Genomic DNA, 24,422 nt, shown 5'->3' on the forward strand with positions numbered 1-24,422 from the left:
GTGCCGGGGACCGGCCGCGAGGGCCGGTCTCCGCGCGGGATAAGTCTTCTACACCGCTACCAGCTTCTTTTCCCCCGCCAGGGTATGGCTATTGCGCTGACAAAATGGATTGGTCAATCAAAGACCGGTCTGCGGGTACGGGTGCGCTTCAACTCGAAGAAGTCATCGAACTCCGTGACCGCCAGCACGCCGTCCCACAACCTCCCGGCATTTTCGCCCCTGATGATCTTGGTGATGACCGGCCCGAAGAAGGCGTTGGCCCCCACGCGGATGATCGGCGTGCCGACCTCCTGCCCGACGAGCGTGATGCCTTCGTCGTGCGAGGCGCGGATGGTCTCGTCCCACTCTTCGGACTCCATCGCGTCGGCGAGGTTCTTGTCGAGGCCGACGGCGTCGAGCGCGGCCTCGTTGACCTCGCGCAGGCGTTCGGGCTGCTTGCTCATCCCCTGGTTGTGCAGGCGGGTGCCGAGCTCGGTGTAGAGCTGCCCGACGTACTCCTCGCCGTGCTTGGCCGCGGCCGCGGCCACCACCCTGATCGATCCCATGGCCTTGGCAGCCCGGGCCTTGTAGTCCTCCGGAACGTCTTTGTCCTCGTTGAGGAAGTGCAGTGACATGAATCGGAAGCGGGGCTCGATGGGGCGGACCTGCTCGACCTCGAGCAACCACCGCGAGGTGACCCAGGCGAACGGACACGCGGGGTCGAACCAGAGGTCCACGGGAATCTTCTCAGCCATGTCTGGCCATAACCTGAAGGGGTTCGGGTCCTATTCCCACCGTGACAGGATGACGGACAACCCCGACGAAGTGGTGAAAAGGAGCGCAACTTGGCAGGCAACCTGACCCGGGACGAGGCACGCGAGCGCGCCCGGCTGCTGAAGGTCGAGTCGTACGAGGTCGCACTCGACCTGACGGAAGGGGAGGAGCGCTTCGAGAGCGTCACGACGGTCCGCTTCGGCAGCGCCACCGCGGGCGCGTCCACCTTCATCGACCTGCACGGCGCGCAGGTGCGCAAGGTGACGCTGAACGGCCGGGACCTCGACGTGACCGCATACGACGCGGAGAAGGGCCGCTTCCCGCTCCCCTCACTGGCCGAGTCCAACGAGCTGCGGATCGACGCCGACTGCGCCTACATGCGCACCGGCGAAGGCCTGCACCGCTTCGTCGACCCCGTCGACCAGCGCGTCTACCTGCACAGCCAGTTCGAGACGGCCGACGCCCACCGCATGTACGCGTGCTTCGACCAGCCCGACCTCAAGGCCACGTTCCAGCTGACCGTGCTGGCCCCGGCCGACTGGGAGGTGATCTCGAACGCCGCCGCCGTCGACGTGGAGGACCTGCCGGAGCAGGCCGGCAAGCACGGGACGGTGCACGCCGCCAAGCGGTGGGAGTTCGCGGTCACGCCGGTCATGTCCACCTACATCACGGCGCTGGTGGCCGGGCCCTACCACAAGGTCACCTCGGAGCACGACGGCATTCCGCTCGGCCTCTACTGCCGGGCCTCGCTGGCCGAGCACCTCGACGCCGGCAACCTCTTCGAGATCACCCGGCAGGGCTTCGACTTCTTCCACCGGGTGTTCGGCGTGCGTTACCCGTTTGGCAAGTACGACCAGCTCTTCGTGCCCGAGTTCAACGCCGGCGCCATGGAGAACGCGGGCTGCGTGACGTTCCTGGAGGACTACGTCTTCCGCTCCCGGGTCACCGACGCGGTGGTCGAGCGGCGCGCCGAGACGATCCTGCACGAGATGGCGCACATGTGGTTCGGCGACCTCGTCACCATGCGCTGGTGGGACGACCTGTGGCTGAACGAGTCGTTCGCCACGTACATGTCCGTGCTCGCCCAGGCCGAGGCCACCCGGTGGGGCAAGGGCGCGTGGACGACGTTCGCGAACGTGGAGAAGGCCTGGGCCTACCGCCAGGACCAGCTGCCGTCCACACATCCGATCGCCGCGGACATCCCGGACATGCAGGCGGTCGAGGTCAACTTCGACGGCATCACGTACGCCAAGGGCGCCTCGGTGCTCAAGCAGCTGGTCGCGTACGTGGGGCTGGACAACTTCCTGGCCGGCGTGCGCGACTACTTCGCCGAGCACGCCTGGGGCAACACCGAGCTGAAGGACCTGCTCGACGCCCTGGAGCGCACCTCGGGGCGGGACCTGCCCGCCTGGTCGAAGGAGTGGCTGGAGACCTCCTGGGTCAACACGCTGCGGCCCTCGTTCGAGGTGTCCGGCGGCCGGTTCACCCGGTTCGAGGTGCTGCAGGAGGCGCCGGCCGACTACCCGACGCTGCGCTCGCACCGCATCGCGATCGGCCTTTACTCCCTGGTGGACGGCAAGCTGACGCGGACCAGGCGGGTCGAGCTCGACGTGGTCGGCGCGCGGACGAACGTGGCTCAGCTGGTCGGCGAGGAGCAGCCCGACCTGGTGCTGCTCAACGATGACGACCTGACCTACGCCAAGGTCCGGCTCGACGACGACTCGCTGCGGACGCTGGTGGACGGCGGCATCGTGACGTTCACCGAGTCGCTGCCGCGGGCGTTGTGCTGGTCGGCGGCCTGGGACATGACCCGCGACGGCGAGATGTCCACGCGCGACTACGTCAAGCTGGTGGTCTCGGGCGCGGGCACGGTCACGGACATCACCGTGCTGCAGACAATCCTGCGGCAGGCGCGCATGGCCGCCCAGCAGTACGCGGACCCGGCGTGGCGGCCGGAGGGCCTGGCGCTGCTGGCCGGTGAGCTGCGCTCGCTGATCGGCACGGCGGAGCCGGGCTCGGACCGCCAGCTGGCGTTCCTGCAGGCGTTCGCGCCGGTGGCCACGTCGGCGGAGGACCTGGACCTGCTGCAGAGCATCCTGGACGGCACGGAGGTGCCCGAGGGGCTGAGCGTGGACGCCGACCTGCGCTGGACACTGCTGCACGCGCTGGTGACCGGCGGCCGGCGGGGCGAGCCCGACATCGAGGCCGAGCTGGAGCGGGACCCTACGGCGACGGGTGAGCGCTCGGCCGCGCAGTGCAGGGCCGCGATCCCGACGGCCGAGGCCAAGAACGCGGCGTGGGAGCGGATCGTGGGCGGCAAGCTGGCCAACGCCATCGCCAGGACCACGATCGGCGGGTTCCAGGACCCGCACCACCCCGAGTTGCTCGAGCCGTTCCGTGCGAAATACTTCGCCGAGGTCGGGCGGATCTACAAGGAGTGGACGTTCGACCAGGCGTCGTCGTTCGCGGTGGGGTGCTTCCCCTCGCTGCTCATCGAGCAGGCGACCGTGCAGGCCGCAGAGGACTACCTGGCCGACGAGCAGCCGCCGCAGGCGTTGCGCAGGATGATCCTGGAGGGCGCCGACGGCGTCCGCCGCGCGCTGCGCAACCGCGAGAAGGACGCCACGTCCGCCTGATCCTCAGCTGAAGGCCCCCGCCATGCCTGGCGGGGGCCTTTTGCGTTTCCGTGATGTTTCCGGCTCTTGACAGGGCGCGCCCGGACGACAATATTTCGGTACTAACTTTACTTCTAAAGAAAGTCCCGAATCTTCATGGCAGCCACTGACCGCGGCGATCTCACCAGGACGGCGATCCTGGCCCTGCTGGGCACCGGCGGGCCGCTGAGCCGGACCGAGATAGCCCGCGAGCTGGACCTCAGCCCCGCCACCGTCACGCAGCTCACCCGCGAGCTCATGGGGCACGGGATGCTCGAGGAGCTCGACCTCAAGCCGTCGCGTGGCGGGCGGCCCGCCGTGCGGCTCGGGCTGGTGGGCGGGGCCGGGCGGGCGCTGGGCGTCAAGGTGACGGCCGATCATCTGGTGCTGGTGGACGTTCGCCTGGACGGCGAGGTGCTGGGGTCGTGGGAGCGGCCGTTCGACCCGTCCGGGCCCGATGCGCTGGACGAGCTGGCGGCGGCCGTGGAGTCGGCGGTGCCGGGCGACGGTCCACCGCTCCTGGGGGTCGGCGTCGGGGTGCCGGGCAGCGTGGAGGACCAGGCGGCCGGCACGGTGAACGCGCCGACGCTGGGGTGGCAGGCGATGCCGGTCGGCGAGCGCCTGCGGCGGCGGCTGCGGCTCCCGGTGCTGGTGGAGAACGACGTGAACGCGCTGGCGGTGGCCGAGCGGCTGTATGGGCGGGGGCGTACGCACCGGGACTTCCTCGTGGTGACGATCGGCCGCGGCGTGGGCGCGGCGATCGTCACCGACGGCAGGGTGTACCGGGGGGCGCGGGGCGGCGCGGGCGAGTTCGGCCACCTGCCGGTGGACCCGGAGGGACCGGTGTGCGGCTGCGGCGCCCGCGGCTGCCTGGAGGCGTTCGTGGGATCGGCGGGCCTGCTCGCGGCGGCCCGCGCCAAATCCGGCGATCGCGCGGACGCACCCGCCGCGCCCGACGGGAGGGACGGGCGCGGCGGGCATGATCCGCTCGGGGCGGTGGCGGCGCTGGGGCGGGCCGCCGCGGGCGGCGACCCGGTGGCTCGTGCCGTGTTCGAGGAGGCCGGCGCGATCCTGGGGCGGGCCACCGCCGGGCTGATCAACGTCGTGGATCCGGAGGTCGTGGTCGTGCTCGGCGAGGGCACGGCGGACTGGCCGCTCTGGCGGGACGGCTTCGAGCAGGCCCTCAGGGCGCAGCTCTACCCGGGGCGGCGCGACATCTCCGTCGAGGTGGAGAGCTGGGACGACACGAGCTGGGCGCAGGGGGCGGCGGCGCTGGTGCTGGCGACCCCGTTCGACGCGGCGGGCGCGGCGGGAGAGCAGGGCCGCCTGGTGCGTGCCCGGCTGATCGGAGCCACCCCATGAGCGCCCCATCCGCCCGCACGAGCGAGGAGACGACCTCATGACCCTCACCGCGGCCCCGCCGAAAGCGCGGGCCACGCACGAGCGGGCCAAACCGCGCAAGGGCTGGCGGTACGCCGGGACAGTCGCGGTGTTCCTGCTGCCGAGCCTCGTCCCCCTGACGCTCTACACGATCATCCCCATGCTCGGCTCGCTCTGGACGAGCCTGCACGAATGGGACCTCATCACCGAGATGCGCTGGGTCGGCCTGGGCAACTACATCGAGCTGATCGGCGATCCGGAGACCCGGGCGGCCTTCCTGCACACGCTGTACTTCATCGCCGGCTATCTGCCGCTCGTCTATGTGGGCGGCCTGGGCCTGGCGGTGCTGCTCAACCGGGCGATGGCCGGGCGGAGCCTCCTGCGCGGGGTGTACTTCCTGCCGGTGATCACCAGCTGGGTCGTCGTGGCGCTGATGTGGAAGTGGCTGCTCAACCCGGCCAGCGGCATCGTCAACTGGGCCCTCGGCCTGTTCGGGGTCAGCGGCCCCGGCTGGTGGACCGACCCTGACTGGGCGATGCCGTCGATCATCCTCGCCTCGGCCTGGAAGGACCTGGGCTTCGTGATGATCATCCTGCTGGCCGGGCTGCAGGCGATCCCCCGCGAGTACCAGGAGGCCGCCATGGTCGACGGCGCCACGGCGTGGCGCAGGTTCCGGCACATCACGCTCCCGTTGTTGTCCCCCTCGACGTTCTTCGTGGTCGTGATCTCGCTGATCAACGGCTTCCAGGTCTTCGACCAGGTCAAGATCATGACGGGGGGCGGGCCCGGCGGGGCGACGCAGGTGGTCGTGTCGCAGATCTACGACCTCACCTTCAGGTACGGCCGGGCCGGCGCGGCCTCGGCGCTGTCCTGGTTGCTGTTCGCGGTGGTGCTGATCGTGACGATCGTGCAGGTCCGGGTGCAGAAGCGGTGGGTGACGTATGGGTAGGATCCTCCGCTACCTGCTGGTCGGGCTGGGCGCGCTGGTGATGTTGTTCCCGTTCGCGTGGGCGGTGATCACCTCCATCACGCCGGGCGACGCCGTGCTGGCCGTACCGCCTGACTTCACGCCCGAGGGCGCGAGCCTGGACGCGTACGGCAAGCTGCTCGAGACGCTGCCGTTCTGGCGGATCGTGGCCAACAGCGCCTGGATCGGCGCGGCCTCGACCCTGCTGCAGCTCATCACCAGCGCGATGGCCGCCTACGCGTTCGCCCGGCTGCCGTTCCCCGGCCGGGGCGCGTTGTTCGCGGTATACCTGGCGACGTTGATGATGCCGCTGCCGGTGCTGGTCGTGCCGCTGTTCATCGAGATGCGCACGTTCGGTCTCGTCGACACGTACTTCGCGTTGCTCGCGCCGACGATCGCCTCGGCGTTCGGGGTGTTCCTGCTGCGGCAGGCGATCAACCAGGTGCCGCGGGAGTTCGACGAGGCGGCGGTGTTGGACGGCGCCGGCCATTTCCGGATCTTCCTGTACGTGGTGCTGCCGCTGATCCGGCCGGCGCTGGCCACGTTCGCCATCTTCGGCTTCATGGCCAGCTGGAACAGCTATCTCTGGCCGCTGATCATCATCAAGTCGCCCGAGTTCATGACGCTCCCGCTGGGCCTGGCCACGTTGCACGGCCAGTTCACCACGCAGTGGGACGTGGTCATGGCGGGGTCGGTGATCAGCGTCGTACCGATCCTCATCCTCTATGTCTTCGCGCAGAAGCACGTCATCGCCAGCGTCGCGCAGAGCGGGCTCAAGTAAAGGAATCCCCCCATGACCAGAAAAGTCACCATCGCCACCGTGGCAGCCCTCGCATTGCTCGCCTCCGCCTGCTCCCAAGGGTCGGCCACCAGGGCGCCCTCCGGCGCCGACGGCAAGACCACCGTGCGCTACTTCACCTTCTCCGCGGCCCCCGACCATCTCAAGGACCTCGACACGATCGAGAAGGCCTTCGAGAAGGAGAACCCGAAGGTGGACGTGGTCGTCGAGACCGCGCCCTTCGAGGAGTACTTCACCAAGCTCCAGACCAGCATCGCCGGCGGCACCGCGCCGGACGCGTTCGAGCTCAACTACGAGAACTTCGTCACCTACGCCAGCGCGGGCTCCCTGCTCGACCTGGGCACGGTGGGCGGAGACGGCGACACCTTGGTCTACGCGCAGGAGTCGCTCAACGCGTTCAAGCGGGACGGCAAGCAATACGCGCTGCCCGCCTCCTTCTCCACGGTCGTGCTCTTCTACAACAAGGACCTCTTCAAGAAGGCCGGGGTGGCCGAGCCCACGGCGGACTGGACGTGGGCCGACGAGCAGGCCGCCGCGGCCAAGCTGACCGACAGGAAGAAGGGCGTGTACGGCGACTTCCAGCCGGTGCAGTTCTTCGAGTTCTACAAGACGCTCAAGCAGGCGGGCGGCGAGTTCCTGTCGGCCGACGGCAAGAAGTCCGCCTTCAACAGCCCCGAGGGCGTCAAGGCCGCCACGTGGCTGATCGGCAAGGTCGGCAAGTCGATGCCGACCGAGGCCGAGATCGGCGGCACCGCCGACTACGACACGAACCTGTTCAAGTCCGGCAAGCTCGCCATGTGGCACAACGGCATCTGGCAGTTCGCGGGCCTGAAGGACGTGCCGTTCGAGTGGGACGTGGTCGTCGAGCCCGGTGACGCCGGCAAGGCCAGCGCGGTCTTCCACAACGCCGTCGCGGTCTCGTCCGGCACCAAGGCCGGCAAGGACGCCTACGCGTGGGCCCGCTTCCTGTCGTCGTCGAACGTCGCCGCCACCACCCGCATCCAGTCGTCCTGGGAGCTGCCGCCGGTCGCCGACCAGCAGGTGCTCTCCGGTTACCTCAAGGACCCGAAGCCGGCCAACCGGCAGGCCGTGTTCGACTCCCTCAAGTCGATCGCGCTGCCGCCGGTCATCAAGCGTCAGCAGGAGATGCAGGACGCGGTGACCAAGCAGCTGACCGAGGCCGCCGCCGGCCGCACGTCCGTGGAGGACGCGCTCAAGGCCGCGGCCGCCGACGTCGACGCCCTGCTCTCTTGACCTCCACCTCACCGTGAAGGACGAGGATTCCCGTCCCGCCATCGACGGGAGCCCCCAGCGCAGACGCCGCGAGCTGTTCAAGATGGCGAAGGATCTGGGTCCGCGCTACGCGCTTTGGTAAGGAGAGAACCTGTTGTCCCTCGTCGCGCACAGCCTCGACGTGATCACGAGATTGCAGTCGCCCACCGGGGCCTATCCGGCCTCGCCCACCTTCTCCGCCTACCGCGGCTACTCCTGGCTGCGGGACGGGGCGTTCATCGCCGAGGGGGTGAGCAGGCACGGTGACGTGGCCGGGGCGGACGCCTTCCACGCCTGGTGCGCCCGCGTGGTCGGCGACCGGGCGGGCCAGGTGGACTCGCTGGTCTCCCGGGCCGCGCGCGGTGAGAGCGTGCTCGTCTCGGAGATGTTGCCGACCCGCTTCACGCTCGACGGGATGGACGGCGCGGACGACTGGTGGGACTTCCAGCTCGACGGGTACGGCACCTGGCTCTGGGCGCTGCGCGAGCACGCCGTACGGCACGGCAGGGCGGTGCCCGGGGTCGAGAAGGGGGTCAGGGCGGCGGCTAGGTATCTAACGGCGTTCTGGCATCTGCCCTGCTACGACTGGTGGGAGGAGCACGTGGAGCAGCGGCACGTGGCCACGCTGGGCTCGATCCATGGGGGCCTGCGGGCCGCCGTCGCGCTCGGCGTGCTGAGCTCGGCGGAGGAGGCGGCCGCGCTGGAGGCGGTCGAGGGCGTCGCCGAGCTGGTCGAGCGGGAGGGTGTCACCGGCGGGCGGCTGCGTAAGTGGCTCGGGAGCGACGCCGTGGACGGCAGCCTGCTGGCGTGCGTGGAGCCGTTCGGGCTGTATCCGGCCGGGCATCCGGTCGGGGCGGCGACGGTTGCCGAGGTCGAGCGGCAGCTGGCGAGGGACGGCGGCGTGTACCGCTACCTCGCCGACACCTTCTACGGCGGGGGCCGGTGGGTGCTGCTTGCCGGGTTCCTCGGCTGGAACCACGCGGCGGCGGGGCGGCCTGCCGAGGCCCGCCGCTATCTGGACTGGATGGCGGCTCAGGCGACACAGGAGGGGGATCTGCCCGAGCAGGTGTCGGACCTGCTGCTGGCGCCTGGGCGGCTGCAGGAGTGGCTCGACCGGTGGGGGCCGGTGGCGACGCCGCTGCTGTGGTCGCACGGGATGTACCTGATCCTCGCGGACGAGCTGGGGGTGCGGGCATGAGCATGAGGCATCGGCCGTTCGGGTCGGGGCATCCGTACGCGACGACCGAGGACCAGCGGGTGCCCGCCCGGCCGCTCGACGGCGAGGCGGTGGAGTTGCGGGTGCGGGCCTCGGCGGGTGTTGAGGCGGTCGTCTGCGAGTGGGTCGTGGACGGGGGCGCGCCACTGGAGTTGTCGCTGCACCCTCGAAACGCCGAGCCGCAGGCCGGCCAGGACGCGGGTACGCAGGCGGAGCCGGGCGCCAGCGCGCCGGGCACGGCTGGGGCTGGCGCGCCCGACATGGCTGTCGGTGCTGGCGCGCCGGACACGGCTGGCGGTGCTAGCGCGCCGAGCATGGCTGGCGGCGCTCATAGAGCTATCGGTGCTGACGGCCTCGCTGCTGACGGCCTCGGTGCTGAAGGTGGCGGTGCTGGCGGTGCTGGCGGTGCTCTGGGTGCTGGCGCGGTCGGCGGGGCCGGCGGGGCCGACGGAGCGGTCGATGGCGGGCATCTTGCCGCCGCGCAGGCCAGGGCCGCTCGCGCCGCCGCCGGATCGTGGGCCGTGCGGACGCCGGTCCTAGAGGCAGGGCGCCGCTATTCCTACCGCTTCCGGTCCACCCTGGCCGGCGGCGGGAGCCGTACCAGCCGGTGGTTCGAGGTATCGGCGGCGAGCTGGTCGGACGACGGCGGGAAGTTGGACGTCAGGGGCGCCGACCGGATCGTGCCCGGGAGCGTGCGGTGGCTGGCCGACGCCGACGGCGTGCTGCGGGTGCGGTTCGAGGTGGCGCTCGCGCCCGAGGAGCACGTGGTCGGGTTCGGCGAGCGGTTCGACGCCGTGGATCAGCGCGGGCGCGACGGAGCTCGGCTCGACGCGGTCGTCTTCGAGCAGTACAAGGCGCAGGGGCGGCACGGGCGCACCTACCTGCCGATGCCGTTCGCGCTGGTCGTGGGCGGGGAGGTGAGCTGGGGGCTGCACGTGGCGACATCGCGGCGCACCTGGTACGACGTCGGCGATCGGCTGCTGGTGGAGGCAGAGGTGGGGCGCGACGGCACGCTCGGCGTGCGCTTCCACGACGGGCTCGAGCCTGCGGACGTGCTCCGCGGGTTCCTGGACGACGTCGGGCGGCCGGCCGAGTTGCCGTCGTGGGTGTTCCGGCTCTGGGCCAGCGGCAATGAGTGGAACACGCAGGAACGCGTGATGGCCGAGATGGACCGGCACCGCGAGCACGGGATCCCCGTCGGCGCGCTGGTCATCGAGGCGTGGAGCGACGAGACGACGTTCACGGCCTTCCGCGGGGCCGCGTACGAGGCGTCGGAGGAGCCACATCGCCTGGCCGACTACACCTTCCCGGCCGACGGCCCATGGCCCGACCCCAAGGGCATGGTGGACGAACTGCACGAGCGCGACATCAAGGTGCTGCTCTGGCAGATCCCGCTGCAGAAGATGCGCCCGCATCCCCGGCATCAGGCCGCCGTCGACGCCCGGCAGCTCGTCGAGCACGGGTACGGGGTGCGGGAGGCGGACGGCCGGCCGTACCGGAACCGAGGGTGGTGGTTCCCGCTCGCGCTCATGCCCGACCTGTCGTCGCAGGAGGTCCGCGACTGGTGGACGGCCAAGCGCCGCTATCTGGTCGAGGAGGTCGGGATCGACGGGTTCAAGACCGACGGCGGTGAGCACGCCTGGGGGCACGACCTGCGGTATGCCGACGGGCGGGACGGCGCGGAAGGCAACAACCTCTTCCCCGTCCACTACGCCCGCGCCTTCGGCGATCTGCTGCGGGCGTGCGGGAAGGCGCCGGTGACGTTCAGCAGGGCCGGGTTCGCCGGGTCGCAGCCGCACGGGGCCTTCTGGGCCGGGGACGAGGACTCCACGTGGGAGGCGTTCCGGTCCTCCGTCAGGGCCGGGATCACGGCTTCGGCCTGCGGGATCGTGTACTGGGGATGGGACCTGGCCGGGTTCTCCGGCGAGGTGCCGGACGCCGAGTTGTACCTGCGGGCGGCCGGGGCGGCGGCGTTCATGCCGATCATGCAGTACCACTCGGAGTTCAACCATCACCGCACGCCTATCAGGGACCGCACGCCGTGGAACGTGGCCGACCGGACCGGGGACGAGCGGGTGATCCCGGTGTTCAGGCGGCTCGTGGAGGTGCGCGAGCGGCTGGTGCCGTACCTGGCGGAGCAGGCGCGGCAGGCCGTGGGCGGCGGGGCGCCGCTGATGCGCGGGCTGTTCTTCGACCACCCGCACGACCCGGACGTGTGGCGCTATCCGCTGCAGTACAAGCTCGGGGACACGTTGCTCGTCGCGCCCGTCACCGAGCCTGACGTTTCGGAAATTTCCGTCTATCTACCAGAAGGCGAGTGGATCGACGTCTGGACAGGACGTGCCCTCTCTGGAGGCAGGGAGGTACGCCTGCCCGCACCGCTCGACCGCCCGCCCGTCCTCTGTGCCGCCGAGCACTGGTCCCGCCTCTCCCCCGTGTTCGCTGCCTGAGAAGGAGTATCCGTGAGCCGGTTACGGTCGGCCGTCATCGTGGTGGTGATCGCCTTGTCAGCGTCCTTCGTCTCCGTCCCCGCCGCCCTCGCGCTCGCGGGGGTGCACCACAGTCCGACCGGAATCGACGATCTCTACTCGGCCGAGCCGACGGAACGGGTGCCGCGTGACCCGATGGCCGGCGAGGCCGTCCAGATCAAGGCCACGACCTGGCCGATCGAGCCGGGCCAGACGGTCTGGGTCACGTGGACCAAGAACGGGGCGAACCAGACCCCGATCGGCGCGGCCTGGGACTACAACAGCGGCGGCAACAGCTACTGGAAGATCAACTTAGGCACGTTCGCCCGGGGCGACAAGATCTCCTACACGGTCAACGCGGACGTGAACGGGGGCGGGCAGAAGAGCGTCGGCCCGTTCACGTTCACGGTCACCTCCTGGAGCACGGTGACGAACGTGACCGGCTTCACCAACAACGGCACGTCGGTGGACGTCACGACCGGGGACAGCGCGGGGAGCTTCACGCCGAAGATCCGCTTCGCGTTCCCGGCGCTCGACCGGTTCAGGACCCAGATCGCCCCCAGCGGGCAGGGGCTGAACATTTCCGGAGTATCCGGTTATACGGTGACCGACTCGGCGAGCACGCTCATGATCTCCACCAGCTCGCTCGTCCTGAAGATCCAGAAGTCGCCGTACCGGCTGTCGGTCTACAAGGGCGACGGCACGACGCTGATCACCCGCCAGTACGATCCCGCGACGTTCAGGAACATCGGCTGGGCCAGCGACGGCGCCACCACGATCACCAAGATCGAGGACCACTTCATGTCCCCGGCCGGCGAGCGCTTCGAGGGCTTCGGCGAGCGTTACGACCGGCTCGACCAGCGCGGCACCGATGTGCACAATTATGTCTACAACCAGTACAGGGACCAGGGCGCCACCCGGCGCACCTACCTGAGTGTGCCGTTCTTCCTCAACTCGGCCGGCTACGGCGTCTACCTCCCGACCAGCCGGTACGCGATCTTCAACCTCAGCACGCATCTGCCCGACCTGGCCGGATTCACGGTGGACACCGGCGGCGGCCTCGACTCGACGCTGGACTACCACTTCTACGCGGGCACGCCGGCCGAGATCCTGGACGACTACACGGCGACCTCGGGCCGTCCGCTGCTGCCGCCGAAGTGGGCCTTCGGCGTGTGGATGTCGGCCAACGAGTGGAACACCCAGGCCGAGGTGAACGCCGCGCTGGCCAACGTGGCGGCGTACAAGATCCCGCACACGGCGATGGTGCTGGAGCAGTGGAGTGACGAGGCCACCTTCTACGTGTGGCACGGCGCGACGTACACCCCCAAGCCGGGCAGCGGCAAGCTCTCCTACGGCGACCTGATCTTCCCTGCCGGCACGGCGTGGCAGGACCCGAAGGCGATGGTGGACAACGCCCACAGCAAGGGGATCAAGATGATCCTCTGGCAGATCCCGGTGTTCAAGGAGAACTTCGACACCAATCCGCCGACCGCTCCGCAGCAGCACCTCAACGACAAGGCATACGCGGAATCGCAGGGCTACGTCGCGAAAAATCCCGCTAACGGCCCCTATCGCATCCCGACCGGCCAGTGGTTCGGCGACAGCATGGTCCCCGACTTCACCAGCACGGCCGCGACCGCCTGGTGGATGAGCAAACGCGATTACCTGATCGACGAGATCGGCATCGACGGCTTCAAAACCGACGGCAGCGAGGCCGTCTTCGGCAGGGGCGTGCAGTTCGCCGACGGCCGCAAGGGCGACGAGATGCACAACGCCTACCCCAACAGCTACACCGGCGCATACAACACCTACGTCAAGGGCAAGCGGCCGGATGGCGCGGTCTTCAGCCGGGCTGGCACGGCAGGCGCCCAGACCAGGTCGATCTTCTGGGCCGGCGACCAGAACTCCAGCTTCTCCGCCTTCCAGGAGGCGGTCAGGGCGCAGCTCAGCGCGGGCCAGTCGGGGGTGCCGTACACGGCCTGGGACCTGGCGGGCTTCACCGGGACCTTCCCGAGCGCGGAGCTCTACCTGCGCTCGGCGGCACAGGCGACGTTCTCCCCGATCATGCAGTATCACTCGGAGAAGGCCGATCCGGGGACGTCGGAGGCCCGCACGCCGTGGAACGTGCAGGCCCGCACCGGCGACGCGAGCGTGGTGCCGGCCTTCCGCAGGTTCGCCAACGTGCGGATGAACCTGATCCCCTACCTCTACACCGAGGCCAAGGCGAGCGCGACCACGGGCGTGCCGATGATGCGCGCGATGAGCTTCGCCTTCCCCGGCGACGCGACGGCCGCAGCCCTGGACCAGCAGTACATGTTCGGCTCGCAGCTGCTCGTCGCGCCGATCACCGCTCAGGGCGCGACCTCGAAGAACGTGTACGTGCCCGCCGGCGAGTGGTACGACCTGTGGAACGGCGGCCGCTTCACCGGCCCCGGCACCAAGACCTACCAGGCCGGCCTGGACACGATCCCGGTCTACGCCAAGCCGGGCGCGATCATCCCGCTCAACCTCGACGCCGACTACCAGCTCGGCGGCGAGATCGGCAACAGCGTGGACACCTACACCAACCTGACCTTCCGGATATATCCGTCGGGCACCACCTCGTACGCATATTTCGAGGACAGCGCGAACGCCACCCGCACCCTCACCTCGGCGGAGAACTGGGCCGGGCACGCGGTGACCGTCACCGTGCCGCCGCTGACCACGACCAGCACCCTGCAGGTGGCGAGCACCAAGCCCGCCTCCGTCACGGGCGCGACGGAGCTCGGCGCCCGCGCCTCGCTGGCCGACCTCAAGGCCGCCGCCGAGGGCTGGTGGTGGGACCCGGTCCAGCAGCTCACCCACGTCAAGCTGGCGAGCGCCGCCGCCACCCGGACGATCACGCTCAACGGCGTGAACAAGAGCGCCTACGAGGCCGAGTTCGCGACAGGCAGCGGCACCTCGACGAACACCGACCACGCCGGCTACACGGGAACCGGCTTCGCCGACGGCTTCGCCACCTCCGGCGACGCAGTGACGTTCCAGGTCAGGGCCGACGCGGCAGGCAGCCACCAGCTCACGTTCCGCTACTCGACCACCGTGAACGCCACCAGGACCGTCTACGTGGACGGCGTGTCCGCCGGCACGCTGTCACTGCCCGCGCTGGCGAACTGGGACACGTGGGGCACCGCCACGCTCACCACGTCCCTGACCGCGGGCGCCCATACCGTCAAGATCGCCTATGACACGGCGAACACCGGCGGGATCAACCTCGACAACCTGGTGGTGGCCCGATGATGGGGGGCGCCATGACCCGCGCGCTCGTCTTCTTAGCGGCATTGCTCATGCCCTCCCTCGTGGCGTCCTCCGCGCAGGCGGCGGTCCAGCGGGTGGAGTTCACCAGCGGGCCGGCGTACCTGATCGTGGAGTTCCTCGACGACGACCTCGTGCACTTCGAGCTCGCCAACGGGACGAGCCCCGGCGTGAACGACTCGATCTTCACCACGCCGCAGGTCGCGAAGAAGGACTACCTGGGCCCGTCCAGCTTCACCCAGTCGGGCAACACGCTCACCACGCCCGCTATGAAGGTCGAAGTCACGGCCGGGACGTTGTGCGTCAAGGTCTCGGACCCGGCGAGGCTGCTCTACGAGGCGTGCCCGCGCAACCTCGCCCAGGCGTGGAAGGGCCTGAGCATCACCAAGGGCTCGATCCAGAACGCCTACGGCCTGGGCGAGCAGTTCTTCATGGGCGGCAGCGCCGATGGCGACTGGGTGGGGCGCACCCGCTCCCCCGGCGGCGCCTACGGCAACGCCATGGTCTTCGACACCGACAACGGCCCGGTCGGCAACACGCAGATCCCGGTGCTCTTCGCGGTGGGGGCGTCGAACCTGAATTACGGCCTCCTGCTCGACCAGGTCTACAAGCAGGAGTGGAACCTGACCGGCTCCCCCTGGACGGTGGACACCTGGGGCGACCAGCTCCGCTGGTACACGATGACCGGGCCCGACCTGCCGGACCTGCGCAAGGACTACATGGAGCTGACCGGCAGGCCGCCGGTGCCGCCGAAGAAGGCGTTCGGCATGTGGGTGTCGGAGTTCGGCTACGACAACTGGGCCGAGATCGACAACCGGCTCGCGGGGTTGCGGGCGGACACGTTCCCGGTGGACGGGTTCGTGCTGGATCTGCCGTGGTTCGGCGGGGTGACGGCCGGGTCGGACAACACCCGCATGGGCACGCTCTCGTGGGACCCGACCGCCTTCCCCAACACCTCCGCCACGATCAACGACTACGCGACGAACAAGGGCATCGGCCTGATGACCATCGAGGAGTCGTACGTCGGCAAGAACCTGCCCGAACACGCCGACCTGGCCGCGCGCGGCTATCTCGTCAGATCGGGCTGCCCGGGCTGCGCCCCCGTCTACCTGACGACCAACGACTGGTGGGGCCGGGGCGGCATGATCGACTGGACGCAGGACGCGGCCGCCGACTACTGGCACACGCTCAAGCGGCAACCCCTCGCCGACCAGGGCGTCCAGGGCCACTGGCTGGACCTGGGCGAGCCGGAGATGTACGACGCCGGCGACTGGACCTCCGGCGTGCTGCCCGGCAAGCACGCCCACGCCGACTACCACAACGTCTACAACCTCAAGTGGGCCGAGAGCGTGGCCCGCGGATACGCCTCCGGCACCAAGCGACCGTTCATGCTCGCCCGCTCGGGCGCGGCCGGCATCCAGCGGCACGGCGTGGCCATGTGGTCGGCCGACATCGGCTCCAAGCTGACCGCGCTGGCCCAGCAGCAGAACGTGCAGATGCACATGTCGATGTCGGGCATCGACTACTTCGGCTCCGACATCGGCGGCTTCCGCAGGGAAATGCTGAATTCAGACCTGAACGAGCTCTACACGCAGTGGTTCGCCAATGGCGCCTGGTTCGAGGTGCCGGTCCGCCCGCACACGGAGAACCTGTGCAACTGCGCCCAGACCTCGCCCGACAAGATCGGCCACAAGGCCAGCAACCTGGCCAACCTACGCCAGCGGTACGAGCTCGCGCCCTACTACTACTCGCTGGCCCACCGCGCCCACCGCTTCGGCGAGCCCGTGGTGCCGCCGCTGGTGCATTACCACCAGAACGACCCGAACGTCCGCGAGATGGGCCACCAGAAGCTCATCGGCCGTGACCTGCTCGTCGGCGTCGTGGCAGGCGCCGGCGAACGCGACCGCGACGTCTACCTGCCCGCCGGCACCTGGTACGACTACGCCACCGGCGAGAAGCTCACCAGCTCCGGCCAGTGGTTCACCGACCGCCCGCTGTGGGTCAACGGGGTGTTCCGGCTGCCTGCCTTCGCCCGGGCGGGGGCGATCATCCCGAAGGCGCACGTCGACGACAAGACCATGAACGCGATGGGCAAGCGGACCGACGGCACGACCAGGAACGAGCTGATCGCCCGCGTGTACCCGGACACCACGTCCACCGATTTCACCCTTCACGAGGACGACGGGGCCACGACGGCGTACCAGAGCGGCTCCGTCCGCACGACACAGATCAGCCAGCAGCTCAGCGGCGCCACGGCCACCGTCACCGTCGCCGCCTCCAGCGGCGACTACAGCGGCGCGCCGTCCAGCAGGCCGACCGTGGTGGAGCTGGTCGCCGGCACCCAGGCGTCGGCCGTCACGCTGAACGGCTCCCCGCTCACCCAGCACGCCACCAAGACCGCCTTCGACGCGGCCGCCGGCGGCTGGTACAACGCGGGCGGCAACCTCATCGTCGCCAAGGCGGCGAGCGCGAGCGTCACCACGGCCAAGACGTTCGCGTTCACGCTCGGCCAGGCGCCGGCGTCGATGACGTTCAGGTGCGACAACGGCACCACCGCTCCCGGCCAGTCGGTCTACGCCGTCGGCAGCACCCCACAGCTCGGGTCCTGGTCCGTGGCGAGCGCGGTCAAGCTGTCACCCACGGCATATCCGACCTGGACCGGCACCATCGGCACACTGCCGCCGAGCACCGCCGTCGAGTGGAAGTGCGTCAAACGCCAGGAATCCGGCTATCCCGACACCGCTGACCTGTGGGAACCAGGCGCCAACACCTCCTTCACCACCCCCGCCACCGGCAACGGCGGCACGACCACCGGCTCCTTCTGAAACCTACGGCCACATCGCCGTTACGCTCCCCCGAGTTTGGCCATGTCAGCGAACGCCCGGTGTTAGCCTCGATGGCGTGCTAGGCGCGGGGACCACCCTCAATGACCGCTACATGCTGGCCCACCGCCTCGGCGGTGGGGGCATGGGCGAGGTGTGGCGTGCCGACGACACGGTTCTTCGGCGCGCCGTCGCCGTCAAGGTGCTCATCCCGGCCCTGACCGAAAACCCGACGTTCGCCCAGCGCTTCCAGAACGAGGCCAGGGCCATGGCCACGCTGACCCACCCCGGCGTGGTCGACGTCTACGACTACGGCATCGCCGACGTCAACGGCCGCCAGGTGAGCTTCCTGGTCATGGAGCACGTGCCGGGCGAGTCGCTCGACCGCGTGCTGCGACGTGGCCCGCTGGGCGTGGAGGCCACCATGCGCCTGGTCGCGGAGGTCGGCGACGCGCTGGCCGCCGCGCACGCGCAGGGCATCGTGCACCGCGACGTCAAACCCGCCAACCTCATGATCAGGCCCGACGGCGGCGTGGCGCTCACCGACTTCGGCATCGCCCACTCGGTCTCGGCAGGCCACCTGACGGCCACCGGCACGATGTTGTGCTCGGCGGGCTACTGCGCGCCGGAGATGGCCACCGCCAGCGAGGTGACGCCGGCGGTGGACGTCTACGCGCTGGGCGTGGTGGCCTACGAGTGCCTGACCGGTCGCCTGCCGTTCCAGGGCGACACGCCCGTGCAGATCATCTTCAAGCATCTCAACTCTCCCGTGCCGCCCCTGCCCGCCGAGGTGCCGCCGGGGCCGCGGCAGGTGGTCGAGCGTGCGCTGGACAAGGCGCCGGACCGGCGCTGGCCATCGGCTGCGCTGATAGCCGAGGCCGCGCGCAGGGCGCTGGCCACACCCGGCACGGCACCCGCGCCGCGCCGCGGCCGTGCCATGAGGGCGGCGCTCACCGCGGCAGCCGCCGTGGTCGTGACGGCCGCCGTGGCAGGCGCCGTCTGGCTGCGCCCGGTCACGCCCACGGTCCTCGACGAGGTGCCGCCGACCGTGCGGGGCACCTCGGTCACGGCCGCGCCCACCACGCCGCCCTCGACGAGGCAACAGTCCGCACCACCGACCAGGCGGGCCCCAGGCTCCAAGCCGACCAGGGGGACGACCCCGGCGCCGAGCCCTTCGGCGACGGTCACGCCGACCAAGCCGACCAGCTCGCCCACCTCCAAGCCCACGACGTCCGAGCCCACGCAGGAGCCGTCTCAGGAGCCGACCACGCCCGGGCCCGAGGAACCGTCGTCCGAGCCCACCGAGGGCAAGCCGACGAGCGACATTCAGTGCATACGTGAGCCATGTCCGTAATCGCTTCTCGCTCGTGAGAAAGTCGTCGCGTGGATACCACTCGTGACCTCCTGATCGCCCTCGCCCGCCGTTACGCCTTCGCCGACCTCGGAGCGCTCGCGCCGGCGGCGGAGATCTCCGAGGTGTGCGAGTTCGGGCAACGGCTGCTCTCGCTCGACGCGGAGGACTTCGCGGTCGAGGCGAAGGTGGTGCCCGCCGAGCTGCGGCGGCGGGCGCGGGCCTGCCACATGCCGCAGACGCCGCGCGAGCAGCCGCGGGGGGCGCTGGAGTCCCTGCGGCCGGCCTATGGGCTGCTGCTCGAGGTGATCGCCGTACGCTGGCACCGTCGCGAGCTGAGCCCGATGATCGCCGCCGTGCACATCGCCAGCGAATACCTGCCGCTGCTGGCGTTCGAGCCACAGCTCGGCCATGCCGGGGACCCCGCCCGCTGGCCCGAAGGGCTGAGCGCGACCGGCAGCAGGTTCGGCGTGATCGGCGACCGCGAGTGCGACCACACCAAGTCCGAGCAGTCCGCCACCAACCGGACGCTGCGGGTCTCCACGGAGCCGAACGAGGGCTGGCGCGCGTATTTCGACCGCCAGCACAGCCAGGTGGCCGGAGCACTCGCCGTATGCGTCGCCGCCTGCCGCAACCCGTGCACGGCCATGGACTGGATCGCCCCGGAACCCTACGCCGACCTCCAGCTGCGCGCCCGCACGGCCCTGTCCTTCGCCGACACCCCGCTGGTAAGGCTGCGCCACGCGGCACCGGTAGGCCACGGCTTCGGCGTCCCCTCACCCGAAGAGGTCCTCGACGCCTGGGAACGCAGCCGCACCGCCCTGGACAAGAACCCGATAGGCGGTGCCACCATGAAGGACGACGGCTTCCCCCTGCCAGGCCTGCCGTCCCTCTTCTCCGCGATCGCCGCCGCCGAAATCCAGCCGGCCACACTGCTGAACGGCGTGAGCAGCCACATCGTCACGCTGCTGGAGCGGCTCTGAACCACGGAGCCGGTCAACTAGACGCTCCGTCACGGCGAGCAACCCGTGAGCCTTCACGACCGGCCATGACAGACGGCAGGGGCTACGGCGCGTGCGGTGACGCTGGGCGACCGTAAAGGATGGTTGTTCTCAGGCGCGCGGTGACGCTGGGCGACCGTAACGAATGCTGGTTTGGGTTAGGGGCGGCGAGATGTCGATGCTTCGCCGAGAGACGCGATGCCGTACAAGATGCCACCGATCACGTCGCCGACGCTGAACGCGGTGGCCATGGACATGGCGGTGAGGCGGCAGGCGTTGTCGCTCAGCCGCCGCCTGGCGCGCTCTCCCGTCACGATCTCCAGCCCTCGGCCCTTGACGTCCACCAGGATCACCACGGCGTCGTCCGCTTCCTCGCCGAGGGCGGCGTGCAGGCGCTCGGCGAAGTGCCGCCGCCCGCCGACCGGCTCCCCGAGGAACAGCCCGAACCGGAGCCCGCTGCGCTGCTCGGCAGCCCGCAGGGCCTTCCTGATGTCGTCCGCCTGAGCGGTGGTCAGTCCTCGCATCGTCAGCCTCACCATCCGGCGGACGCGCCGCCGACGTGCCGGCCCGGCTCCGCCGTCTCGGCCGCGGCCACCCAGTCGGCCTCGGGAACGGTGGCCCAGTGCGCCACCCGGTCGGCCAGCACCAGGCCCGAGGTGCTCACGCCGCGTTCGCTGCCCGACGGGCCGCCCAGCCACACGGGGCCGGACTCCACCCTCCGCTGCACGCTGCGTCCAGGCACCATGACCAGCAGGCTGATCAGCACGAACAGCCCCATGGAAACCCCGAAGAGAAAGAGCAGGATCTCTGCCGCGCCGTCCACACCATGAACGTAAACCTCGTGAGCGAGTCCGGCCAGACCCCATACGGGCGAAGGGTTAGGATCTTGTACGACCCGTAAGCTTCTCTAGAGAAGAACGTTAGTAATACCCCGAAACCGGGCGTAGAACACGATGAGCTGGGCCATAAAACTATGGACAGGGCAACACTAGGAATCAGTCAGATGTGCGGGCTACGGTGAGTGACGTGGACTCCGACAAACAGCGAGAAGACGGTCACAACGCGTCACCTATCTGGGTGAGCGACCGGCCAGAAAGCGAGCAGACCGCCGCCGCGAAGCCATCGGCGCCCACCTCCACCTACGCGCCCGTCGAGCGCGCGTCCGTGCGTAGCCTGCTGCAGCAACCGCGTTTCCGCCGCCTGCGCAACCGCCTGCTGGCGGCCGTCGGCGTGGCCTTGGTAGTGGGCTTCCTCGTGGGGGACTGGCGGGTCGGCGTGACCGCGGGCGTGGTCGCGGCGATCCTGGAGGCGGTTTACCGCGCGCGTTCCAACTCCTCCGTGCCCGCCTGGCGGCGCGCGTCCGTGGCGGAGCGACGCACCGAGGCACAGCTGCGCAAGCTGGAGCGCCTGGGTTACCGCACGCTGCACGCCCGGGCGATCCCGAACAGCGAGGCCCAGATCGACCACCTCGTGGTGGGCCCCACCGGCGTGTACGCGGTCGACTCCGAGAAGTGGGACAAACGCCTTCCCGTACGCGTGCAGATGGGCAAAAAGCTCTTCCACGGCCCCTTCGACCAGAAGGCCAGGCTCAACGAGGCCAAGTGGGAGGCGTCGCAGGCAGGCGAGCTGATCAGCAGGTCGTTCGGCCGCGAGGTGTCGGTCGTGCCCTCGCTCGCCATCTACGGCCCGGCCGTGCCCTGGAAGATCATGACGATCCGCGGCGTGGACGTCTACCAGGGTGACCGCGCCCGCAAATGGATCACCAAGCGGGAGCGGGCGCTGACCGCCATGGAGATCGACCGGATCTACGACATCGCCGCCAGGGAGCTTCCCGCCCGCTACGGCGAGGACTGACCACTCCCCACGACGCGTCCGGCACTCCCACCGTGCGCGGCGTCATCTTGGCCTGGCTTCGGTTGCGCCACGATCCGGTAACCGGCCGTCCGATGCGTGGACGGTTGTCTCAGTTGCCGGGCGGTGGTCGTAACATGTGAAGACTTGCTAGCGATGGGAGAAGCCCAATGCCCGCCCTCAGGTCACGTACAGTCACCCACGGCAGGAACATGGCCGGTGCCCGGGCCCTGCTCCGGGCGACCGGCGTAGCCGGGAGCGACTTCGGTAAGCCCATCATCGCGGTGGCCAACAGCTTCACCCAGTTCGTGCCGGGTCACGTGCATCTCAGGGAAGTCGGCGACGTCGTCTCGGCGGCCATCAGGGAGGCAGGGGCGATCCCGCGCGAGTTCAACACGATCGCCGTGGACGACGGCATCGCGATGGGCCACGGCGGCATGCTCTACTCCCTGCCGTCGCGCGAGCTGATCGCCGATGCCGTGGAATACATGGTCGAGGCGCACTGCGCGGACGCGTTGATCTGCGTCTCCAACTGCGACAAGATCACGCCGGGCATGCTGCTGGCGGCGTTCAGGCTGAACATCCCGACGATCTTCGTCTCCGGCGGCCCCATGGAGGCCGGCAAGACCCCGGGCAAGAAGCTCGACCTGATCGACCCGATGATCGCCGCCGCCGACGACTCCGTCTCCGACGCCGAGCTGCTGGAGATGGAGGAGAGCGCCTGCCCCACGTGCGGGTCCTGCTCCGGCATGTTCACCGCCAACTCCATGAACTGCCTGGCCGAGGCCATCGGGCTGGCGCTGCCCGGCAACGGCACGATCCTGGCCACGCACAAGGCGCGCAAGACGCTCTTCGAGGACGCCGGCCGCCAGCTCGTGGAGATCACCCGCCGCTACTACGAGGACGGCGACGAGTCGGTGCTGCCGCGCTCGATCGCCACCCGCGAGGCGTTCGAGAACGCCATGACCCTCGACGTCGCCATGGGCGGCTCGACCAACACGATCCTGCACATCCTGGCCGCGGCCCGCGAGGCGCAGGTGGACTTCGGGCTCAAGGAGATCAACGAGATCTCGCTGCGCGTGCCCTGCCTGTGCAAGGTCGCCCCGGCCACGAACAAGTACCACGTTGAGGACGTCCACCGCGCCGGCGGCATCCCGGCCATCCTGGGCGAGCTCGACCGGGCCGGGCTGCTGCACCGCGATGTGCCCACCGTGAACGGCGGCACGCTCGCCGACATGCTGGCCGCCTGGGACGTGAAGTCGCCGTCGGCGAAGCCCGAGGCCGTGGAGCTGTGGCACGCGGCGCCCGGCAACGTGCGCACCGTCAAGGCATACTCGCAGGACAACCGCTGGGACGACCTCGACCTCGACCGGGCGGCAGGCTGCATCCGCGACCTCGAGCACGCCTACACCGCGGACGGCGGGCTGGCCGTGCTCTACGGCAACATCTCGCGGGACGGCGCGGTGGTGAAGACGGCCGGCGTCGACGAGTCGATCTGGACGTTCAGCGGGCCCGCCGTGGTGTTCGAGTCGCAGGAGCAGGCGGTCGAGGGCATCCTGGGCGGCCGGGTCAAGGCGGGCGACGTAGTGGTCATCCGCTACGAGGGTCCCAAGGGCGGGCCCGGCATGCAGGAGATGCTCTACCCGACCTCGTTCCTGAAGGGCAAGGGCCTGGGCAAGGTCTGCGCGCTGATCACCGACGGCCGCTTCTCCGGCGGCACGTCGGGGCTGTCGATCGGCCACGCCTCGCCCGAGGCGGCCGAGGGCGGCGCGATCGCGCTGGTCGAGGATGGCGACATCATCGACATCGACATCCCCAACCGGTCGATGGAGCTGCGCGTCCCGGAGGCCGAGCTGACGGCCCGGCGCGAGCGGCTGCTGGCCGACCTGGGGGGATACCGGCCGCGGGAGCGCAACCGGCCGGTGAGCGTGGCGCTGCAGGCGTACGCGGCGATGACGACGTCCGCCTCGACGGGCGCCTCCCGCGACCTGTCGCAGCTGTCGAAGTAAGAGCGGCCTGTGCGGCAGGTGACAGGGTTCTCGCCTGCCGCACAGACTTTCGAAAAATGTCGGTGGTCATCCCTATTGTTGGGGTATGACGACAGTCGTGAAGCACGATACTCGCCCGCTGACGACCGCCGAGATCGCCGCCCTCGCACTCTCCCTCGCCCACCTCGGAGCCGGCCCCCAGGCCGTCACCGCCCGGCGCGGCCTCCAGCACGCGTTCGAGCACCTGGAGCTCGACGACGACGTCATCACCACCACGCTCACGACGCTGACCGAGCCGCTGCCCGTGGAGATCGCCTCCAGGGCCAGGCTCATGGCCGACGCCATCACCAGCCGCCTCATGATCCGCCTGCACTACCAGGACGCCTCGGGCGTCGTCACCAGCCGTGACGTCGAGCCGGTGACGTGTCTGGTCCACCGCGAATACTGGTATCTGGTCGGGGTGTGCAGGATGCGCCGGGCGATCAGGGCCTTCCGGTTCGACCGGATCATCGCGGTCGAGCCCACGCTCACGCCGTCCCGTCCGCATCTCGCCGACCGGTTCCTCCCGTTCCAGCGCCGCCGGCGCAGCAGGGCCGCGTAAAGAAACTG

17 protein-coding genes are annotated in these 24,422 nt (G+C 69.8%); 14 read left to right on the plus strand and 3 right to left on the minus strand.

Annotated features, from left to right (window positions below):
* Positions 1-113: 113 nt before the first annotated feature.
* Positions 114-734, minus strand: coding sequence for a DsbA family protein (locus tag Q9G87_RS05880; RefSeq protein ID WP_305915162.1), 621 nt, complete (start codon positions 732-734; stop codon positions 114-116).
* A gap of 90 nt (positions 735-824) precedes the next feature.
* On the opposite strand from Q9G87_RS05880, the gene pepN reads away from it, so the two are divergent.
* The 11 genes from pepN (at position 825) to Q9G87_RS05935 (ending at position 19,956) form a co-directional block, all read left to right on the plus strand.
* On the plus strand, positions 825-3,389 hold the full coding sequence (gene pepN / locus Q9G87_RS05885; protein ID WP_305915163.1) for an aminopeptidase N: 2,565 nt from the start codon (positions 825-827) through the stop codon (positions 3,387-3,389).
* A 135-nt stretch (positions 3,390-3,524) separates the two neighbouring features.
* Entirely contained in the window at positions 3,525-4,769 is a 1,245-nt protein-coding gene (locus Q9G87_RS05890; RefSeq protein ID WP_305915164.1) for an ROK family transcriptional regulator, read from the plus strand.
* Positions 4,770-4,806: 37 nt separating this feature from the next.
* A complete protein-coding gene (locus Q9G87_RS05895) occupies positions 4,807-5,736 on the plus strand; it encodes a carbohydrate ABC transporter permease (protein ID WP_305915165.1) in 930 nt (309 codons plus the stop codon).
* Positions 5,729-6,535, plus strand: coding sequence for a carbohydrate ABC transporter permease (locus Q9G87_RS05900; RefSeq protein ID WP_305915166.1), 807 nt, complete (start codon positions 5,729-5,731; stop codon positions 6,533-6,535). Before Q9G87_RS05895 ends, Q9G87_RS05900 begins: the two co-directional genes overlap by 8 nt.
* Positions 6,536-6,547: 12 nt before the next feature.
* Positions 6,548-7,807, plus strand: coding sequence for an ABC transporter substrate-binding protein (locus tag Q9G87_RS05905; protein ID WP_305915167.1), 1,260 nt, complete (start codon positions 6,548-6,550; stop codon positions 7,805-7,807).
* Between the two features lie 133 nt (positions 7,808-7,940).
* Complete coding sequence (locus Q9G87_RS05910; RefSeq protein WP_305915168.1) at positions 7,941-9,023, plus strand: glycoside hydrolase family 15 protein; 1,083 nt, start codon at positions 7,941-7,943, stop codon at positions 9,021-9,023.
* The gene (locus Q9G87_RS05915; protein WP_305915169.1) at positions 9,020-11,491 is read left to right on the plus strand and encodes a glycoside hydrolase family 31 protein; all 2,472 of its coding nucleotides are present in this window, start codon (positions 9,020-9,022) and stop codon (positions 11,489-11,491) included. The genes Q9G87_RS05910 and Q9G87_RS05915 overlap by 4 nt, the downstream gene beginning before the upstream one ends.
* A gap of 12 nt (positions 11,492-11,503) precedes the next feature.
* Positions 11,504-14,785, plus strand: coding sequence for a TIM-barrel domain-containing protein (locus Q9G87_RS05920; protein ID WP_305915170.1), 3,282 nt, complete (start codon positions 11,504-11,506; stop codon positions 14,783-14,785).
* Between the two features lie 11 nt (positions 14,786-14,796).
* A complete protein-coding gene (locus Q9G87_RS05925; RefSeq protein ID WP_305915171.1) occupies positions 14,797-17,625 on the plus strand; it encodes a TIM-barrel domain-containing protein in 2,829 nt (942 codons plus the stop codon).
* Positions 17,626-17,701: 76 nt separating this feature from the next.
* Positions 17,702-18,976, plus strand: coding sequence for a serine/threonine-protein kinase (locus tag Q9G87_RS05930; protein ID WP_305915172.1), 1,275 nt, complete (start codon positions 17,702-17,704; stop codon positions 18,974-18,976).
* Between the two features lie 29 nt (positions 18,977-19,005).
* Positions 19,006-19,956 (plus strand): hypothetical protein, encoded by a 951-nt coding sequence (locus Q9G87_RS05935; RefSeq protein ID WP_305915173.1) that lies wholly within the window; start codon positions 19,006-19,008, stop codon positions 19,954-19,956.
* Between the two features lie 176 nt (positions 19,957-20,132).
* Here the strand turns inward: Q9G87_RS05935 and Q9G87_RS05940 are convergent, their stop codons facing one another.
* Positions 20,133-20,498 carry a TPM domain-containing protein gene (locus Q9G87_RS05940; protein ID WP_305915174.1) on the minus strand — a complete coding sequence of 122 codons (366 nt, stop codon included), beginning with the start codon at positions 20,496-20,498 and terminating at the stop codon, positions 20,133-20,135.
* An 8-nt stretch (positions 20,499-20,506) separates the two neighbouring features.
* Positions 20,507-20,797 carry a hypothetical protein gene (locus Q9G87_RS05945; RefSeq protein WP_305915175.1) on the minus strand — a complete coding sequence of 97 codons (291 nt, stop codon included), beginning with the start codon at positions 20,795-20,797 and terminating at the stop codon, positions 20,507-20,509.
* A gap of 203 nt (positions 20,798-21,000) precedes the next feature.
* Between Q9G87_RS05945 and Q9G87_RS05950 the strand changes: the two genes are divergently transcribed.
* The 3 genes from Q9G87_RS05950 to Q9G87_RS05960 all read left to right on the plus strand — a co-directional run bounded on the left by Q9G87_RS05950 (position 21,001) and on the right by Q9G87_RS05960 (position 24,414).
* Positions 21,001-21,828 carry a nuclease-related domain-containing protein gene (locus tag Q9G87_RS05950; RefSeq protein ID WP_305915176.1) on the plus strand — a complete coding sequence of 276 codons (828 nt, stop codon included), beginning with the start codon at positions 21,001-21,003 and terminating at the stop codon, positions 21,826-21,828.
* A 167-nt stretch (positions 21,829-21,995) separates the two neighbouring features.
* Positions 21,996-23,834, plus strand: a complete 1,839-nt coding sequence (gene ilvD, locus Q9G87_RS05955; protein ID WP_305915177.1) for a dihydroxy-acid dehydratase — start codon at positions 21,996-21,998, stop codon at positions 23,832-23,834.
* Positions 23,835-23,919: 85 nt separating this feature from the next.
* Entirely contained in the window at positions 23,920-24,414 is a 495-nt protein-coding gene (locus Q9G87_RS05960; RefSeq protein WP_305915178.1) for a helix-turn-helix transcriptional regulator, read from the plus strand.
* Positions 24,415-24,422: the final 8 nt, after the last annotated feature.

Source organism: Nonomuraea turcica (genome assembly GCF_030718205.1).
In the GTDB taxonomy this organism is placed as follows: domain Bacteria; phylum Actinomycetota; class Actinomycetes; order Streptosporangiales; family Streptosporangiaceae; genus Nonomuraea.

What these genes read in the sequence shown, in the direction of transcription:
- Q9G87_RS05890 (WP_305915164.1), top strand. Translation starts at nt 3,525, where the DNA reads ATGGCAGCCACTGACCGCGGCGATCTCACCAGGACGGCGATCCTGGCC.
- Q9G87_RS05925 (WP_305915171.1), top strand. Translation starts at nt 14,797, where the DNA reads ATGACCCGCGCGCTCGTCTTCTTAGCGGCATTGCTCATGCCCTCCCTC.
- Q9G87_RS05895 (WP_305915165.1), top strand. Translation starts at nt 4,807, where the DNA reads ATGACCCTCACCGCGGCCCCGCCGAAAGCGCGGGCCACGCACGAGCGG.
- Q9G87_RS05940 (WP_305915174.1), bottom strand. Translation starts at nt 20,498, where the DNA reads ATGCGAGGACTGACCACCGCTCAGGCGGACGACATCAGGAAGGCCCTG.
- ilvD (WP_305915177.1), top strand. Translation starts at nt 21,996, where the DNA reads ATGCCCGCCCTCAGGTCACGTACAGTCACCCACGGCAGGAACATGGCC.
- Q9G87_RS05900 (WP_305915166.1), top strand. Translation starts at nt 5,729, where the DNA reads ATGGGTAGGATCCTCCGCTACCTGCTGGTCGGGCTGGGCGCGCTGGTG.
- Q9G87_RS05915 (WP_305915169.1), top strand. Translation starts at nt 9,020, where the DNA reads ATGAGCATGAGGCATCGGCCGTTCGGGTCGGGGCATCCGTACGCGACG.
- Q9G87_RS05880 (WP_305915162.1), bottom strand. Translation starts at nt 734, where the DNA reads ATGGCTGAGAAGATTCCCGTGGACCTCTGGTTCGACCCCGCGTGTCCG.
- Q9G87_RS05905 (WP_305915167.1), top strand. Translation starts at nt 6,548, where the DNA reads ATGACCAGAAAAGTCACCATCGCCACCGTGGCAGCCCTCGCATTGCTC.
- Q9G87_RS05960 (WP_305915178.1), top strand. Translation starts at nt 23,920, where the DNA reads ATGACGACAGTCGTGAAGCACGATACTCGCCCGCTGACGACCGCCGAG.